8 protein-coding genes and 1 pseudogene are annotated in these 17,317 nt (G+C 50.6%); 3 read left to right on the top strand and 6 right to left on the bottom strand.

All coding sequences use genetic code 11. The features are described 5' to 3' along the window. Window positions 1-309 precede the first annotated feature (309 nt). The 5 genes and pseudogenes from ACYQ8U_RS12030 to ACYQ8U_RS12010 form a co-directional block, all read right to left on the bottom strand. On the bottom strand, window positions 310-1,443 hold the full coding sequence (locus ACYQ8U_RS12030) for a 2-hydroxyacid dehydrogenase (protein WP_459945791.1): 1,134 nt from the start codon (window positions 1,441-1,443) through the stop codon (window positions 310-312). Window positions 1,444-1,638: 195 nt separating this feature from the next. Continuing rightward, on the bottom strand, window positions 1,639-2,127 hold the full coding sequence (locus tag ACYQ8U_RS12025; RefSeq protein WP_459945790.1) for a Txe/YoeB family addiction module toxin: 489 nt from the start codon (window positions 2,125-2,127) through the stop codon (window positions 1,639-1,641). After that, window positions 2,124-2,350: pseudogene (locus tag ACYQ8U_RS12020) on the bottom strand (type II toxin-antitoxin system Phd/YefM family antitoxin); the annotation flags it as partial. The pseudogene ACYQ8U_RS12020 and the gene ACYQ8U_RS12025, both read right to left, overlap by 4 nt. A 38-nt stretch (window positions 2,351-2,388) precedes the next feature. Next, window positions 2,389-3,090, bottom strand: coding sequence for a DnaJ domain-containing protein (locus tag ACYQ8U_RS12015; protein WP_459945789.1), 702 nt, complete (start codon window positions 3,088-3,090; stop codon window positions 2,389-2,391). 110 nt (window positions 3,091-3,200) lie between these two features. After that, window positions 3,201-3,788 (bottom strand): hypothetical protein, encoded by a 588-nt coding sequence (locus ACYQ8U_RS12010; protein ID WP_459945788.1) that lies wholly within the window; start codon window positions 3,786-3,788, stop codon window positions 3,201-3,203. Window positions 3,789-4,055: 267 nt separating this feature from the next. Between ACYQ8U_RS12010 and ACYQ8U_RS12005 the strand changes: the two genes are divergently transcribed. Together ACYQ8U_RS12005 and ACYQ8U_RS12000 are read left to right on the top strand one after the other, a co-directional pair. Then, complete coding sequence (locus ACYQ8U_RS12005) at window positions 4,056-4,502, top strand: Hsp20/alpha crystallin family protein (RefSeq protein WP_459945787.1); 447 nt, start codon at window positions 4,056-4,058, stop codon at window positions 4,500-4,502. 40 nt (window positions 4,503-4,542) lie between these two features. Continuing rightward, a complete protein-coding gene (locus tag ACYQ8U_RS12000) occupies window positions 4,543-4,929 on the top strand; it encodes an Hsp20/alpha crystallin family protein (protein ID WP_459945786.1) in 387 nt (128 codons plus the stop codon). A gap of 175 nt (window positions 4,930-5,104) precedes the next feature. Here the strand turns inward: ACYQ8U_RS12000 and ACYQ8U_RS11995 are convergent, their stop codons facing one another. Next, entirely contained in the window at window positions 5,105-5,812 is a 708-nt protein-coding gene (locus tag ACYQ8U_RS11995) for a Bax inhibitor-1/YccA family protein (protein WP_459945785.1), read from the bottom strand. A 219-nt stretch (window positions 5,813-6,031) separates the two neighbouring features. Between ACYQ8U_RS11995 and ACYQ8U_RS11990 the strand changes: the two genes are divergently transcribed. Beyond that, window positions 6,032-17,311: an NHL domain-containing protein gene (locus ACYQ8U_RS11990; RefSeq protein WP_459945784.1), complete on the top strand. Its 11,280-nt coding sequence runs from the start codon at window positions 6,032-6,034 to the stop codon at window positions 17,309-17,311. The last annotated feature ends 6 nt before the right edge of the window (window positions 17,312-17,317 follow it).

Below are 17,317 nucleotides of genomic sequence, written 5' to 3'. Positions count from 1 at the left end.
GAAAAAAGCACGGTTTCAACTAAACCGTGCTTATGGGGTTGTTTTTTTGGCTTAAATTGTGCGCTTTATCCGATTTTCAGGAGTAGATGGGTCTCTTCAGATCCGAAGAATTTCTAGTCCTTGGTGATCGTCGGTATTATTTTAATCCGGCTTTGTTTGCTATCGCCGGGATCATGATAGAAATCGTGGTTTTTCTGTTAAGCTAATTTGAACAACACATCACTATCTTTGACCAGCTTAAGACACCATGATTTAGAAATGAACAGGCCACCAGTGCGTAGTTGGTGGCCTTTCATTTCTTTAGATCGATTATAACCCATTGACAATATTTATGGGGCATTCTCCTTTTGCTACCGCCAGAATATTTGCCCAGACTGTTTTATGCATTTTTTCAAAAGCCGGTTTGGTGGTTCCGCCAATATGGGGGCTGAAAAGCAGTTTGTCATGACAACTCTCCGGCAGATTAAGCAGTGGATTGTCCAACATAACCGGTTCCGGATACAGGGTGTCAAGACCAGCTCCTGCGATCAGATCGGCTGATAATGCTGCGACCAGATCTTCCTGGACAACCAGCTCCCCACGGGCAGTATTGATAAGCAGGGCAGATGGTTTCATCAGCGACAGCAGTTCGGCATTGATCAGGCCAGTGGTTTCAGCGGTTACCGGTAAATGCAGGCTGATGATGTCACATTGTTTGCAGAGGTCTTCCAACGGCAGATAGCTTAGCCCCAGTTCGTTTTCAGCTTCGTTTTTTCGGGACCGGTTGAAATAGCTGAGCTTTGAACCAAATGGCTTCAAACGCTTCGCAGTTTCAAGGGCAATGGAACCCATGCCGATTAGACCCACATGACAGTAACCCAGCTCCGGAATGCCGTCGAGGATAAATGAACCTTTGGCTTGGATCTGGTGACCGCTGCGTACCATCTGATCGCCTTCGAGAAGCCGTCGTTGGAGGCCCAGCATAAGCAGAATGGTTTGCTCCGCTACCGCACCGGAGTTGGCGGCGGTATTGTTACAGACGTAGATATTTTTTTCTTTAGCGGCCTGACTATCAATTTTATTATAGCCTACACCTTCGGAGTGGATGAGTTTGAGATTGGGCATGTTATCAATCAGAGTTTTACTGACTTCCCGAACGGCATCTGCAAAAATAAAATCAGCATCGCCAGCAGTTTGCAACACCGCATCATCAGTATTCAAATTTTCACCGAAAATTAGTTCCCAGTCTTTTGGAATACCTGATAAATCAGAAAATTTTTCCACGCGTTTCGTCGATGTTAGAATCAGAACCTTTGTCACTGCATTACCTCCGTTATGGTGAGGTGAGGGTGGGTGGGTGATGGTGAGGTGATAAGCAGTTGCTTTCTTCGGGCTTCCTAAAAAAAGCCCTTTACAACGAAGAGCGATCCGCTCCAATCCATCAAAACTACCTTTTGCCGACATTTTTAGCAAATAATTTTACACTGAAACCAATGACTGTCATTGACCCAAGCTCGCCAAGATCTTTCCCGCAATAAGCCAAGATGAGCCAGGATCTTCTTGATCACCCGATGTTCGTAGACGAAACTCACGATCTTCATCAATCCACTGCAGTGGTTTCAAAGAAGCGGATCTACCTCCCAGACTTTTTTGATGCACTCACGCCAGACCAGAGGCGGGATTTTCTTCGTGCGGAAATTGCTTATGATAATTACCTCGCTGTTTTGCAATTCCGTTTTCTCCGACTCCCCCCTGTAATAACTCGGATCTTTGGCGGTCGCCCCACATTCTATTTGAATACCAACCGTAATATCTGACCATTTGGGCGAGCCTTTCAGGAATATGCTGGGTAATTGCCGCAATGAATTCAAGGGGTGCAAACATCTCGAAATTCCGCTTGTTGCCGCCATGGCTCATCTTCGACCGGTAGACAACCGTATCTGAAATGAGCCGATATAGGGTATTTATCCTGCGTGAATAAACCCCGGCAAGATCACCGATCAACCTTTCGCAAGGTGGTGGATTTTGAAAAGGGTCTTTTCGGATTATTTCAAGAAGTCTTTGTGCTTTGGCCTTTAATCCAGCAGTTGCCTGCTTTTTTGCATCTTTCTGAGCTTGTTTTGTGAAAACAATTTCCCACGTCGCCAATCAAGCTCCTTTGAACATTCCGTCAGATCCTGCTCGATCCTCTCTTTGATAGATTCCTGCATTCCTGGCACTGAAGAAGGTAGAGTGTTTCAGATATTGCATTCCAGTCTTCTTCAGATACGAGTACAGCATTGCCTCTTTTGCCGGTGATTATGACTGGCTGATGTGAAGCTACCTTATGCTCACTGATCCGCTCTGGAGGGAAATGACGATAGAACGCCATTCGTCCAATTTCAAGCTGTTTGATAATGTCTCGCACCTTCACTTAATTCTAAAAAGTACATTGAGCGAGATCTCCCCTGCAGGAGATGGTCGCAGCACAAACTGCAGAGAATGATCTTTCCTTATGCCGGCGGGATAAGGCAGCACGACGGTTTTTTGTCCCGACAGGACTCCCGCTCCATGGCAATGGTGGCAAGTCGCATATCTGGAATAGCCCTTTCCGTGACACGCAGGACAAGGCATGCGGATGGGTACCTGCAGACGGAGTCGGCCACCGCTTTGTGCCTGTGCCGGGGTCAAACTGACCTCAACAGTGATATCTTCAGCCCGGCTCGTTTCCAGCTGCTGACGGCTCCTTGACGTACCGAAAAACTGGTCGAAGATGCTGTTGATTGGGGTGTGGGGATGGTAAAATGATCTGTCCGGAAAGTGTCTGTTACTAAAATGAGCATCTCTGCCGGGCACCAGAGGTTCAATTGTCTCGTGGTAAGATCGATGCACCGGCTGCACATTTCGTGCCTGGTATTTCCGAGGAGTATCCTGTAAGGACTCGTCATATATCCTGCGGCTTTCCGGGTCGCTGAGGACGGAATACGCCTCCTGGACAACCTGAAAGGGTTCATGGTTTTGTCCGTAATAATCCGGATGAAATTCTTTTGCGAGCCGGCGATAAGCAGCCTTGATATCGGTTTGTGTGGAATCGGCGGGAATTCCTAAAATAACGTAATAATCCTGGGGCATCTCAGATCCTCCTGAAGTAATTCCAATTTTTCCAAGAATTTTCAGAATAATCCGTGTTCTCTACGCGGAAACAGCTTTCTGCAGCGGTGCTCGCAAGACCTTTGGCGGCCCTACCACTCCTCCATCGGCATGCCTTTTTCGATAATGGCATGAACCGTCACAATGTTTTTTTGCGTGAGACTCACCTGCTTTTCCAGCATGTCATAGAGGACATCATCTTTTCCAAGTAAATTTTGGGTTTTTTCCAGAAGGTTCTCGCCAATTCTTAAATAATTTTTCATCTCTTTGAGAATTGTCTTTCGAATATTGTGTTTTTCCAACTCGGTTTCAATAATCGGCAGAAGTCTTTTGATGGAAATTTCCACCAGGGCATCCCTGGAGATGTTTTGTTTTTTGGCGATGTCATTGATCGACCGCAAGGAACTTCTGCTGATGACAAATGTTTTTTGCCGCCGCGTCGTCTGCTCTTCACGCGACTGTTCATTTTCCTGAGCCAGCTTGACAAGGAGGGAGGTATCTTCGACGAGCTGATCGAGTAAGGATTTCTGCTTGATCCCCAACTGCCCGGCAATAACTCCCAAAAGATCGATGATCTCTTGGGGAAGCTTGAATGTCGCGCGCACAGACTGTTTCTTGCGCAACTCATCAAAAGAAATTTCCCTATTATTCAAAGCTGTTTCATCCCTTTTCATATTCATTCCAACTCTCCTTACCGGGAAATTATATCATTTATATTATTTTGTCAATTACTGTCTAAATAGTAATATTGTTTAAAAAAGCATTTTTATTTTTTTATGATATTGACATGGAATTTGCCTGTATTTATTCTTCTCAACAGAGAAAGTGAGTTCAGAAGATTGGTAGCTGATGTGTCGTAGTTGATTTTTAAAAAATTTGAAACCTTTTACCTGGTATTTTCTGTGACGACAACCGTCCAACAAAACCAATGAACAGGAGGAACAGCTATGTGGACAAGATTAAGTGATATTGATCGGATGTTCGATACCATGGACTTACTTCGTTCCAAATTGAACAGAGTATTCACGGAGTACGAAGGGCCCTATGGCGAAGATTATGGGTGGCAGGTATTCAATGGTTCTCCACGAACGAATCTTTATGACGCCGGCGATTCATTTCAAATTATTGCCGAGGTTGCCGGACTAACCAAGGAAGATCTGAATATCAGGATTCAAGGAAATTATCTGGAATTAAGCGGTAAACGCAAATCCGATGCCCCGGAAGGCTATAAGGTCCATCGTGTTGAACGGGACATGACGTCATTCACCCGTAGTTTCACCCTGCCTGCCGAGGTTAATGCCGATAAAATCGAAGCCGTATTACAAAATGGTCTGCTGACTCTGGTATTACCAAAGGCAGAAGCGGCAAAACCAAAACAAATCAGCATTAAATAACTTTCTATCTGAAATATACCTACTTTTTCGGAGGTGAACTATGAATGAGAAGACTGATCTGACGCCAAGAAAGGAAAATATAGTGGCAAGACGGCAGGATATGCCAAGGGTTGCCCCGGTGGTGGATATCTATGAAAACGAGGACGAAATATTACTGCAGGCCGACATGCCTGGGGTCACCAAGGAGCAAGTGACGATAAACGTCGACAATGGCAAACTGGAGATATCCGGAATGCGCAAGTTAGAAACAAAAGGTACCTCAACCTGGCAGGAATTTGGCGACGTTGAGTATCGGCGCATTTTTTCGGTTCCCCAGTCAATAGATGTCGGCAAGGTCAATGCGGAACTGAAAGAAGGGGTGCTTAAACTTCATTTACCAAAAACGGAAGCGGCTAAACCACGAACTATCCAGATCAGCGCCGTATAGAAGTCGATTGTAAATACTAAAAAACAAGAAGAGGCGGAAAGTCGTGGCAACACGATTTTCCGCCTCTTTTTGTTTGCCAAAACGTAAAGACGGTATATGGGTGAAATAAAAAAGCACGCCCGGTGCAAGGGCGTGCCTTTTAACCGCAGGAGTGCATCAACCGTTCTTTAGGCGATCAGTCTCTGCTGCCGCCGAAAAATCGCAGCAGCATAAGAAACAGATTGATAAAGTCGAGATAAAGCCGCAAAGCCCCCATGATCGAACCTTTGCGAATAGCCTCCTCGCCCTGGGCCATTATTCCTTCCTCACCTATCTTTTTAATCGACTGCACATCGTAAGCGGTCAGAGCGGTAAAGATGAACACGCCGATGAGGGATATCACCCAGTACATCCCGGAACTTTTCAGGAAGATATTGACGATTGAAGCAATGATAATGCCGATAAGTCCCATAAAAAGAAAGGATCCCCATCCGGAAAGATCGCGCTTCGTCACCAGACCATAAACGGCCATCGCGCCAAACATGCCGGCGGTTATAAAAAAGGTCCCGGCGATGGACGAGCTGGTATAGGCGAGAAAGACCACCGACAGAGTAAGCCCGTTGAGCACGGAATAGCCGACGAACAGGCTGGTAGCGGTTGACGCCTGGATTTTCTCAATCCGGGCGGAAAGGTAAAAAACGAGTCCCAGTTCGCCTATCATCAGAATGAAGAACAGGGGACTGCCGATAATGGCCATGGCCAGGCTGGTATGGGCGGTAAAATATGCCACAATCCCGGTGATTCCCAGGCCAACGGCCATCCAGTTGAAAACCTTGGCAAGAAAAACAGTCGAGGCCTCCTGCCGGGCCTGTGCTAATGGTATCTGTCTGGCATTTTCGTACATTGTCACTTCCTCTCTTTTAATGGTGAATACTGGTCATGTTGCTACAAAGTATACCCGTACGATAATCACTCGCCAAGAAGAAGATAATACTTTTCGGCATATTTTACGGGGCCGGTGCTGTCGACGGATATTATGGATTGTATGAAAATTGTGGGAGGCTGTGGGTAAGTATCGAAGTGGCATATTTTTTTGAAACAGTTAACTGCAATGGAGGAGATTGTGAAAAGAACGAATATTTTTTTTCGGCTTTGTGCGCTTATTATTGTGTTTATAAGCTTTGTTCTGGTCTTATCCATAGCAAATGGCAACGAAATAACTGCTTTTGGGCCAAAAAAATATGTCCGCACTACCGGAGCGCCTGATATTTACCTGGATACTTTTTTCGCAGAACCAGGAGAGGCCTGGCTTATTATTCGCAATGGCCTTGAAGGTCAGAAATCAAATAATGATAACCGAGTCACATCCGGCGTGGTCAGCCTCAACGGCTCTGTTCTCTTTACCCATAAAGATTTCAAACATCAGACCTATATTCTCGAAACACCTCTTTCCCTGGATGCCGACAATGAACTTCGGGTTGAGCTTGAAAGCAAGCCCGGTTCCTATCTCACCATCGAAATCATCCAGGCCGTTAAAGATCCTCTAACAGATCTTGTGGCGGTAAGCCTGGTAGCAGACCCTTCCAATTGTCCAGTCTATATTGACCTAACCACGCAGGCAACCAACCAGGGAGAGGCCGAAATTCCGGCAGGTGTGGCTGTTGCTTTTTACAATGGTAATCCGGAAGAAGGCGGACAATTTATTGGCAGGAGTGATACCCAGGGGATGCTTCTGCCGACAGAGACTGAAACAGTCACCTATCGCTGGAGCAATCCTCCATCCGGAGAGATCTCATTTTTTGCACGAATCGACGATGACGGCTCCGGTGCTGGTGCGCATGAAGAGGTCGATGAGCTGAACAATCTGGTTTCAACCGACATGTTTCTTTGCCAGGATATTCCCTTGGGGAAAAGCTCGATCACCGGAAATGTAATTGACGCTGTCAATGGTGACTCCCTCAGTACTGTCCAGATATTTCTCCGCCTTGATAATAATGGGATTCCGAGCACAGCGGTGGCAACGACCCAATCGGACGAGAATGGAACCTTCTCCTTTACCGAACTTGCAGCAGGAAACTATCACTTGTCTGCAGCACTCCAGGGATATATCGAGAGCAGTAAGGCAGTAGCCCTCGCTGAAAATGTTGATCTCACCGATCAGGACCTGGTGCTCTCTCCGGTTCTTGCCGATAATGAAATCCGTATTGTTCTCACCTGGAATCAAAGCCCCGCCGACCTTGAAGCACATCTCACGCAACCAAACGATACAGGCTGCAGATATCATTGTTATTATTTTAATAAAACCATCCCTACCGCCAACCTCGATCTTGATGACCGGAATGGGTATGGCCCTGAAACAACAACCATTACCGACAAGGTCTCGGGAACATACCGGTATTACGTTCACGACTTCACAAATCGTTATTCCAATAGCCGATGGTTGGCACTCTCAGGCGCACAGGTCAAGGTTTATTCGGGAAACCGTGAGCCGATCGTGTTCACCGTTCCCAATAGTTACGGCAACGTATGGCACGTTTTTGATCTGAATGGTGAAACCGGTGAAATTATTCCGGTACATTCCATGTCCAATCAGCCTGAGCCGGGTAAAATTGATTACCCGGTCATAACCTCAAATCCCGTCACATATGCCTATTGGGATACCCCCTATACCTATCAGGTAAAAGCAACCGATCCGGACAACGATCCGTTATTCTACGAGCTGGAAAAGGCTCCAGCCGGAATGACCATTGACCCCTCGACAGGCCTTGTCCAGTGGAAGCCGTCGGGCATACAGAGCGGCTGGTACCAGGCTACCGTTAAGGTGACAGACGGCCGCTGCGGGGAAACAACCCAGAACTTGAGCGTGCATGTTTATTCTCAACCTACCGCACAGTTTACCGTCGATCCATGTTCCGGTGCAAATCCGGGCGATACCATAACTCTCTCCTGGAGCACAACGCTTGCCGCTACTGTGCTGATCGAACCGAATATCGGCGTAGTTCCCCAAAACGGCACTTTGACCATTCCCTCACCTGATACACCAACAGTCTATACACTTACCGCCTTCAATGACGCTGCATTAACGAAAAGAACTGTCCCATCATATCCATCGGCATCATTCTATTTTTCGCCAAACTCTATTTACAAAGGGCAAAGCACAACATTGCACTGGACCCCGTATTGCTCGACCGAGTCACTTATTGACCATGACATAGGTCCAGTGACGTCTTCCGGCTCATTGGTTATCACTCCGACAGAGACAACCTCTTACAACATGAGTGTGAGCAATGCCTTTACATCCCGAAATTACCGAGCGACGGTGTATATTGCTGCACCGCCCGCACCGCCCGCACCGACAAGTAACTTTTCTATTTCCCCAACCTGCAACATGACTCCTGGCGAACCTCTCACGCTTACATGGTCCACAGGTAACGCAACAAGCGTCACGATCAGTCCCGATATTGGCGAGGTTGCTCTTTCCGGTTCAATGCAGGTATATCCTTTGGCTGCCGGCAGCTACACCCTGCGTGCCACCGGCGATGGCGGTGTGCGTACACGTACGCTCTCCTTTCCTAATTCCCCGACTGTCTCGTTGTATACCTCAGCTCATTACATCGACCTGGGTGATAGTGTAAAACTTACCTGGCATGCCGGATGTGCCGATACGGTGACGATGAACCAGGGTGTCGGCGATATAGCCGCACAAGGAAGTATTACCGTTACACCGGAGAGTCTGCCGATAACCTACACCGTCACCGCGACCAATGAACGAAGCCCCGTGACAAGGAGCGTTACGCTCTACCAGACAGCGCCCACCGGTACCTTATCCGCCGACCCAACCGTATTGAAAGTCGGCGACAGTTCAACGCTTGCATGGACGAGCACTCGTGCCACCGAGTGCACCATTACCCCTGATGTGGGTGTGGTCGACTGCACCGGGTCAATAACAGTTACCCCTGACAAGCCAACAAAGTATACTCTCAAAATGATTGGAACGGGAGGAACTGTCTATCGTTATGTCGGGATAACGTTTGTTGCTCCGGTGGCAGATCTCAAAGCCACTGCCACAACGATTAAAGAGGGGGAAGACGTTAAACTGACCTGGGTGTTTGCCAACGCCACCAGCTGCGTCATAGATCAGAACATAGGGGCGGTTGCTCTTGGCGGTGAGGTTACGGTAACGCCATCGGTTACCACCACCTACACCATGACTTCAAGCGGTCCTGGAGGTGTAGTCAAGGACAGCGTTACCATTACAGTACTGCCGATTAATCCTCCACCTGCGGTCACTCTTTCCGCCCAGGAAACTATCATTATTCGAGGTAACTCGACTACACTCACCTGGCTCAGCAATTATGCCGATTCTTTGGCCATAGCCCCTGGAATCGGTCCTGTTGCGACCTCCGGTTCAACCACGGTTACCCCGGAGGTCACAACGACCTACACCGCTACCGCTACCGGTCCTGGCGGAACAACAACCGCCAGCCGGACCATCACGGTTGTGCAGCAGGCGCCTACCCTGACCCTGCAGGCAACTCCAGCCACGGTCATGAACGGTGAATCCGTACAGCTCACCTGGTCGAGTAGTTTTGCCGACAAGGTGGTCTTCAACCAGGGCATCGGAACGGTGGGTCTCCAGGGATCACTGTCCGTCAACCCCAGCCAGACCACAACCTATATTGCAACAGCGACGGGACCTGGCGGCACGATATCAAGAAATGTCATTGTCACGGTTACGTATCCCAAGCCAACAGTAACCTTCTCAGCCACGCCATTGACAGTGATGGCGGGTGCTCCAACGTTGTTCAGCTGGTCTACAACCAATGCACAGACTGTCTCCATCAGTCCGGCGATCGGAGCGGTAGCCACCAGCGGAACAACGTCTGTAACGCCGACCGAAAACACCACCTATACCCTTAGCGCAACCGGGCAGGGAGGGACTACCGAAGAGAGTGTTGTCGTTATGGTCATCCCGGATTTGGTTCTGCAAATTGACACCCCTGTGGCGGGGGCTGTTACAGCAACCCCGACAGTCACGGTAAGCGGTCAGGTAACAGAAGGTGCCACCGTCACCGTTAATGGTACGGCGGCAACAGTTGCCGGCAACATTTTTACCGCAGAGGTGGCCCTTGCAACGGAGGGGGAGCATACTGTTCTTGTTGAAGCTGAAGATAGTTACGGACAGCAGAAATCGGCCACGACAATTGTTTTATACCTTGCCATACCGACGGTAACCATCAGCGCGGACAAGCATCGAATCTTTTTTGGGGATACCGTGACCCTCACCTGGACCAGTGAAAACTGCACCGGGGCGTCCATTGGACCCGATCTGGACGAGGTTACCTGCAGTGGAACAGCGCTGGTATCCCCCACCGGAACAGTAGAATATATCATCAGGGTAAGAGGCGCCGAAGAAAAAACAGCCAGGGCAGGTGTAGTCATTGTCGTCGATGATCCCTACGGTGACCCCACTCCGGAAGAGCAGGTTCATCTCGAGGCCATCAACCGGGCAAGAGCTAACCCTCCGCTGGAGGCGGCAAGGTTGAATATTGACCTGAACGAAGGTCCACCCGATACATTTATCAGTGATAAGCCATTAGCCCCATTAAAGTTCAATGAGAAATTGATCAAAGCTGCGCGCGGTCATAGCCAGGATATGGTGAACAATCATTATTTCGCCCATGAGGGCAGTGACGGCAGCAGTCCGGCACAGCGATGTCTCGCCGAAGGATATGTCGGCGGGACAGGAGAAAACATCGCTGCCGCAATGGCAAGCACTCCCATCGACTCCCATCAAACCTCTCTTGATCTGCACGATGATCTCTTCCTTGATATTGACTACCCGGGTCGCGGACACAGGATCAACATACTCGGAGAAAACTGGACGGAAGTGGGGGTCGGCTATCTCCACGAAAGCATTCAGACAGATTTTCCCCATGGTGGTGTGGTCACCTGTAATTTTGGTGATAACAAAGATGAAGAGTACGTCCTCCTGGGAGTTGTTTATGAAGATGTTGACTCGGATCAGTTTTACGATAGCGGTGAGGGTGTCGCCCATGCCCTGATCCGTGATCTTACCAGCGGCGCCATGGCCTATTCGGCATCGGCCGGTGGATACTCACTGTCCCTTGCCGACGGCCAGCATACCATCCAGGTTACCTTGCCCGACGGCAGAACATTGAGCCGGCAGATACTCATGGCCGGGGCCAACAGCAAGCACGACTTCCGGGTAGCCATGTTCGCAGGCAATCCTCCATCGGTGCGGCTTGCCAGCGACGATCAGGCGATACAGCCGGGACAAACCACCAGGTTGATCTGGCAAACCACTGAGGCGGAGTACGCAGCAATTGATAATGGTGTCGGTTACCTTCCGGCAAACGGCTCGGTCGCCGTTACGCCTGGACAAACAACCACCTACACTATCACGGCAACGGGGAAAGGCGGTACCGCCACGGCAACTGCGACGGTGTATGTCAGTGATTTTGCCGCGCAGCCCACCATTGACGTCTCCGCATCTCCTGCCTCCATAGCCGGGGGGGAATCAACTACACTTTCCTGGACCACGCTTGATGCCCAGCATGTTCATATCGACAACGGCATAGGCGATGTCGCTCTGAACGGCTCTGTACTGTTGGCCCCGGAACACTCAACCACCTATACCCTTACCGCAACCAGCCAGGGAGGAGTTGCAAGTGTCAAGGTCAGGGTATTCGTTACCGGCAATCCATCTCTTCAGCCGACCGGTTCCTTCGGTGCCCTGTATAACAACCGGATTCCGGCCGATGCCACGGTGGAAAGCTATGATCCGCAAAGGTTCAGTCTGGCCACCGGCGAGGTGAAGGATCTGCCGGGGAACCTGCTCGCGGGCGTTGCGGTAACCGTTCTCGATCATCCTGAGTATGGCACGGTTGTCACCGATGCCGAGGGCAAATTTGTCATGCCCGTTGAAGGCGGGACCACGCTTACTCTGATATATAACCTTGACAGTTATCTGCCGGCCCAGCGTCAGGTTCATGTGCCGGTGAACGATATCGGCATTGCCGAGACCGTCCAACTGCTGCAGCAGGATACACGGAAGACTGCAATACAACTCGACGGCAACCCTGCCACCGTCATCACCCATAGAAGTTCTCCGGTCACCGACACCTCGGGCTTGCGGGCGCTGACCATGGTTTTCCAGGGCGATAACCAGGCCTTTGTCGTCGATGAACAAGGGAACGCCGTGCAGAAACTGACAAACTTTACGGTCCGTGCCACCGAATATCAAACCTCGGCTTCGATGCCGGCCAAGTTGCCCAAAACCTCGGCCTACACCTACTGTGCCGAATTGCAGATCGATGGGGTTGACCGCGTTCGTTTCAGCAAACCGGTTGTCACCTGGGTGAATAATTTCCTGGGATTCGAGGTCGGAACAGCAGTGCCGACAGGCTATTACGACCGGGATAAAGGCATCTGGATTGCCATCCCCAACGGCATCGTCGTAACCCTCCTCGATACCAACGGCGACGCAGTAGTCGATGGGATCGATAAGGATGGCGACGGCCAGCCGGATGACCTCAACGGCAATGGCAATCTTCAGGATGAAGCAATCGGACTCGGCGATTCGCAATTGTATGCTCCTGGTGCGTCTTTTTGGCGTATGGAGTTGGATCACTTCTCCCCGTTGGATTTCAACTGGCCTGTTTATTATCACTACCTTCTAAAAATGCTCGGAGTGGATGCTGCCGAATTGCTCGAACAGCTCTGTCCCGATTGTCCAAAATCCTCTACCGGTTCATCCGTCGGTAATGAGAGTCGAATTTTTTATGAAAATATTGACATCCCAGGAACTTCCTTAAGTCTGGCTTATGCCAGTGATCGCGCTGAAGGATATAAACAGGTCATATCTGTTCCAGTCAGCGGAGAAATAGTTAATCCTTTCATGGTCAAGCGTATTGACGTGGAAATGGATATTGCAGGACGCAAGTTCAGGAAGTCTCTTGAACCGCTCCCCAACCAGATAACCGAGTTCGTTTGGGATGGCCGTGATCTGTTGAACAAGAGGGTGTTGCATAATGTAACCGCCCATGTGAACATAGGTTATGTTTACGACTCTTTCTATATGAATTCCGGATGGGTAAAAACGGGTTTTGGCCAGTTCGGTACAACCATAACTGAGGTGCCGGCCAGAGATGAGGTCATCAATTGGCGGCGTAGCGAGCTGCAGATCAACCCGGCGGAAAAGGGACATGGTTTGGCCCAGGGATGGTCGATCTCGGCTCACCACAAACTGCATCCGACTGACCCGACAACCCTGCACAAGGGCGACGGTTCGGTAGTCAGAAACAACACTGCATTTATTGCCACAATTGCCGGTACCGGGGAAGAGGGCTGGGCAGCTGATGGTGCAATGGCCCGGGAAACTCCCTTCAGCACTCCGGTCAGCACAGCGCTCGATGCAGAAGGAAATATTTATGTGGCGAACCAGGTGCATTCCGCCATTCTAAAAATCAATACGGCGGGACTGGTCGAAGTTGTTGCAGGAGGATTCCTTGGCAGCAACGAAGAGGACAACATCGATGCCAGCGAGGCCCGAATCTCTATGCCAAATGATCTTGCCTTCGACTTGCGGGGCAATCTGTATGTTGCCGATGCGGGCATCAACAAGATTCGAAAGATCGATACCAACGGCATAATCACCACCATAGCCGGCAACGGTACTCAGGAGTCGAGCGGCGACGACGGTCCGGCTCTTCTCGCAGGTATTATGCCGTCCAGCATCGCTGTCGATGACGCCGGCAGTATATACTTTGCCGAGGCGACAACCTGCATAGGCGGCGAGGTCGATCCGATCAGCGGAGAGTGCACCGGTGGTGAAATTGTCGAGAGCAGCTATCGGGTGAGGAAGATATCCACCGATGGAATGGTCCGGACCATTGCCGGTACCGGTGAGCAATTCGATCCAAGTATACATGTCGACAATGGCGACGGCGGCCCGGCAGATAAGGCGCATCTGAGCGGTCCCACTTCGGTCAGCGTTGACCGTGACGGCAACGTCTATATCGCCGACGGCAACCGAATCAGGAAGGTCGACCCCAGTGGTACCATAACTACCGTTGCAGGGAATGGCACATCCGGATATTCGGGTGACGGCGATTTGGCAACAACCGCCCAGATCACCCATGCACAAGGTATTGCCTTCGATACCCGCGGCAATCTCTATTTCTCCCAGTACTACGGCAACGGCGATGTCATCCGCAAGGTGGGTAGCGACGGTTATATCTCAACGGTCGCCGGCAAGGGCGAACCGGGCTTGGACGGGGACGATGGCGCCGCGACCCGTGCCCTGTTGATGCAGCCGCATCGCCTCAGCATCGACGCCCGAGGTTTTCTCATCATCCCTGACCGGGGCAACCGGCTTATCAGAAAGGTCTCAGTCAACAGCTATAACCAGCAGGAAACCTATTTTACCGAAGAAAACGGCCTGGGGCACCTCATTTCCGCCGAGGGCGACCATAGCCTCACCTACGATCTCGACACCGGACTGCCACTGCTGGAGTTCGGCTATGATACAACCGGCAGTCTCAGTACCATAATCGACCAGTTCGGCAATGTGGTAACCATCGAACGTGTGCTGGGTGTCGCCACGGCCATCATCTCCCCCGATGGCCTGCGCACCGAACTGACCATCGATGAATACAACCAGCTGACGCAGCTGGCCTACCCCGACGGCAACGAGTTTACCTTTACCTACCAGGATAACGACGGGCTGCTCACGGCCAAAACCGAACCCAATGGCAATATTTTCGAACACTTTTTCGACGCTACCGGCAGGGTTTATAAAACCACCAACCTGGAGCAGGGAATCTGGCAGTTTACCAGAGAGGCCACTGCCGAAGGCTGGCAAACCAGCACTACCACCACGCCGAATACCAGCTCCAGCGTCGAAAGATACACCAAATCAACCGGTGCCGGCAATAGGACCAGCACCACTGTTTCCGGCGAGGTCATCACCAGCAACACCTCGGCCGACGGTCTTGACTTCAGCAGCCAGTCGAGTTGTGGCCCGAAGGTGGAAAGTTCCAGCGATCTGGACTACTGGTTCGATCACACCTACGTGAACTCCACCACAATGACGACTCCGGCCGGGTTAAGGCTGGTAACCTCCATCGACAAAAGCTATGTGGATATCAACCAAGACGGTCTGCTTGAATCCATCACCCAAACGGTGACCCAGAACAACAAGATTACCACCGTAAAGCATGATGTTGTCAATGCCACCCATACCGTCACCTCACCGGAAGGCAGAAGTATAACTGCAAGCTATCATCCGGACACTCTGCAGACCCTCAGCGCCAGTGTGCCCGGCCTGCTCAAAACGGAATACGGTTACCGAACCGACGGCAAGCTGCGCTCCATCACCAGCGGCACACGGACAACCAGCTACGCCTACGATCTCTCCGGCAACGTCGCCACCATCACCGACCCACTGAGCCGGATAACCAGATTCACCGAATACGACCCGGTTGGCCGGTTAAAGAAGATGGAGAGGGCCGATAACTCGGTGTTGCAATACAATTACGATGAAAACGGCAACATGACACTCTATCGAACGGCCTATCCGGCGGATAACAGCTTCGACTACAACGGGGTCAACAACCGCTCGTCCTTCACCACCCCGCTGGGCAGCACCACCAGCTACAGCTATAACGAAGAGCGGCAGCTCGCCAGGGTAACCCTGCCTTCCACCAAGGCAATAGTCAACAGCTACGCCTCGGGCAGATTGACGAAGACCGTCACCCCTGAATGGACCAATATTTACGAGTATCACTGCGGCGACCTGGTCGGCAGCATCACCAGAGGGGTGGAAAAAGCAACCTACAGCTATGACGGCAACCTGGTGACCGGAATCGCCCAGAACGGCTCCCTGACCGGCTCGCTTGGTTTCTCCTATAACAACGACTTCCAGCTTGCTTCCTTCACCTATGCCGGGGAAACTGAGGATCTGGGGTATGACAAGGATGGCCTTCTGACCGGCTCCGGTGCTTTTACCATCGGCAGAAAGAGTGATAACGGTCTGCCGGAGACAGTCTTCAACAATAGCTTCACCCTCAGCCGGACCTTCAACGATTACGGCGAGGTGGATGGTGTCGGAATCGACATCGGGGGTGCTGTGTACAGCTACGACCTGACCCGGGATACCACCGGCCGGATCAAGACCAAGAGCGAAACCGTAGCCGGGACAAACAGCCTCTTTACTTATACCTACGATCCCCTGGGCCGACTGCGCACCGTCAGCAAAGACGGCAATCTGGTGGAGGAATACCGCTACGACAACAACGGCAACCGCAGCTACCAGATGAACTCTTCTCTGAATATTACCGACAGAACCTTTGCCCACTCCCTTGAGGACCATACCCTTACCGCCGGGCCGGTCATCTATAAGTTCGACTATGATGACACCCTGTCGGCCCGGATCGAGGCAGGTGAGACTACCGAGTATGTCTACTCCACCACCGGCGAACTGCTGAGCGTCACTCTGCCGGATACCACAGTCATCGCCTATGTCCATGACCCGCTGGGCCGGAGAATCGCCAAGAAAATCAACGGCAGCACGGTGGAGAAATACCTGTGGGTGGGCCAGACGACCCTGCTGGCCGTCTATGACGGCTATAATAATCTCCTCCAGCGCTTTCTCTATGCCGACAGCAGAATGCCTGTTGCCATGACGGCAGAAGGCGCCGATTTTTACCTGGCCTACGACCAGGTGGGCTCATTGCGTCTTATTACCGACAGCAGCGGGAATATCGTCAAACGGATCGACTATGATGCTTTTGGCAATATACTGACTGACAGCAACGAGAATTTCACCATCCCCTTCGGCTTTGCCGGTGGACTGCATGACCGTGATACTGGGCTGGTAAGGTTCGGTTATCGGGATTATCTGCCGGAGATAGGTAAATGGACGGCTAAAGATCCGATATTGTTTGCTGGTGGGGATAGTAATTTATTTGGGTATGTCGCAAATGATCCGGTTAATTGGGTGGATCCTCAAGGCCTGAGAACTCTGCGTTGCGCAAGAGGGTTAGGAGATAAGAATAAACATGCTGTGAAACCATCTGGTAACCCTCTGCGGCATGATTATTTAGTAGCAGACGGAGAAGTATTTAGTTTTCAAGCTGGTGGTAATTTGTTGTGGAGTGATGGTTTTATCGATAACGATGAAAATAAAAGCAATGACCAATGTGAAGAAATATCAGACGATCCAAAATTTGATGAGGCAGTGAAAAAAGCTGTTAATGAAATTGGTACACCCAAATATAACGTATATGCCTATCCGATCACTACACCGCATATGTTTGGGGCTCGTAATTGTCAGACATGGGCTGATGACGTTTTAGATCGGGCTAGAAAAATGTACTAGGGGGCG

This window comes from Desulfocastanea catecholica (assembly GCF_054657295.1).
Note: the sequence above shows the minus strand (reverse complement) of the source record. Positions and strands in the feature narration are given on the sequence as shown.

Excerpts from the sequence above, each read along its gene's own strand:
- ACYQ8U_RS12000 (WP_459945786.1), top strand. The coding sequence starts at position 4,543 with ATGAATGAGAAGACTGATCTGACGCCAAGAAAGGAAAATATAGTGGCA.
- ACYQ8U_RS12005 (WP_459945787.1), top strand. The coding sequence starts at position 4,056 with ATGTGGACAAGATTAAGTGATATTGATCGGATGTTCGATACCATGGAC.
- ACYQ8U_RS12015 (WP_459945789.1), bottom strand. The coding sequence starts at position 3,090 with ATGCCCCAGGATTATTACGTTATTTTAGGAATTCCCGCCGATTCCACA.
- ACYQ8U_RS11995 (WP_459945785.1), bottom strand. The coding sequence starts at position 5,812 with ATGTACGAAAATGCCAGACAGATACCATTAGCACAGGCCCGGCAGGAG.
- ACYQ8U_RS12030 (WP_459945791.1), bottom strand. The coding sequence starts at position 1,443 with ATGTCGGCAAAAGGTAGTTTTGATGGATTGGAGCGGATCGCTCTTCGT.
- ACYQ8U_RS12010 (WP_459945788.1), bottom strand. The coding sequence starts at position 3,788 with ATGAATATGAAAAGGGATGAAACAGCTTTGAATAATAGGGAAATTTCT.